This window comes from Prescottella equi, from assembly GCF_020171745.1.
In the GTDB taxonomy this organism is placed as follows: Bacteria; Actinomycetota; Actinomycetes; order Mycobacteriales; family Mycobacteriaceae; genus Prescottella; species Prescottella equi_A.
This window is the reverse complement of record NZ_JAIVAH010000046.1, coordinates 1-779: the sequence shown is the minus strand read 5'-3', so window position 1 is coordinate 779 and position 779 is coordinate 1. Positions and strand designations below refer to the sequence as shown.

The 779-nt window shown below is 71.0% G+C and carries 1 pseudogene; it reads left to right on the top strand.

Going from position 1 to position 779, the window contains the following annotated elements:
- Positions 1 to 779 (top strand): annotated as a pseudogene (locus tag LCL87_RS25530) (hypothetical protein); the annotation flags it as partial.

Below are 779 nucleotides of genomic sequence, written 5' to 3'. Positions count from 1 at the left end.
CTCCCAGTCGTGGGTAGCGCGGCGGCCCTCGGGTCCACGGGTGACGCGGGCAGCGCGGGCGGCACGGACGCGGGTAGCTCGGGTCTGGATCTCGGTAGCCTCGCGGATCTCGGTTCGGGCAGCGATTCGGGCAGCGACTCCGGTAGCGGCGACTCCGGCAGCGGTGAGCTGACTGCGGGCAGCGGCGATCTCGACTTGGGCAGCTTGGGCGAGCTTGTACTGGGCAGCTTGGGGCTGGATGCCGGGAGCCTCGCGGACCTGGGTTCGGGCAGCGATTCCGGTAGCGACACGGGCAGTGGCGACACCGGCAGTGGTGAGTTGACTGCGGGCAGTGGCGATCTCGACTTGGGCAGCCTGGGTGAGGCGGCTCTCGGGAGTTTGGCGCTTCCGTTCGGCAGCCTGGCCCTCCCGGTCGTGGGTAGTGCGGCGGCCCTCGGCTCGACCGGTGACGCGGGCAGTGCGGGTGGCACGGATGCCGGCAGCTCGGGTCTGGATCTCGGTAGCCTCGCGGACCTCGGTTCGGGCAGTGATTCGGGCAGCGACTCCGGTAGCGGCGACTCCGGCAGCGGTGAGCTGACCGCCGGAAGCACGGATCTCGATCTGGGCAGCCTCACGGACCTCGCACTCGGCAGCCTCGGACTGGGCAGCACGGGCGAGACCGAGGTGGGTAGCTCGAACTTGGACCTCGGGAGCCTCGCGGACCTCGGATCCGGCAGCGATTCGGGCAGCGACACGGGCAGTGGCGACACCGGCAGCGGTGAGCTGACGGCCGGCAGTGG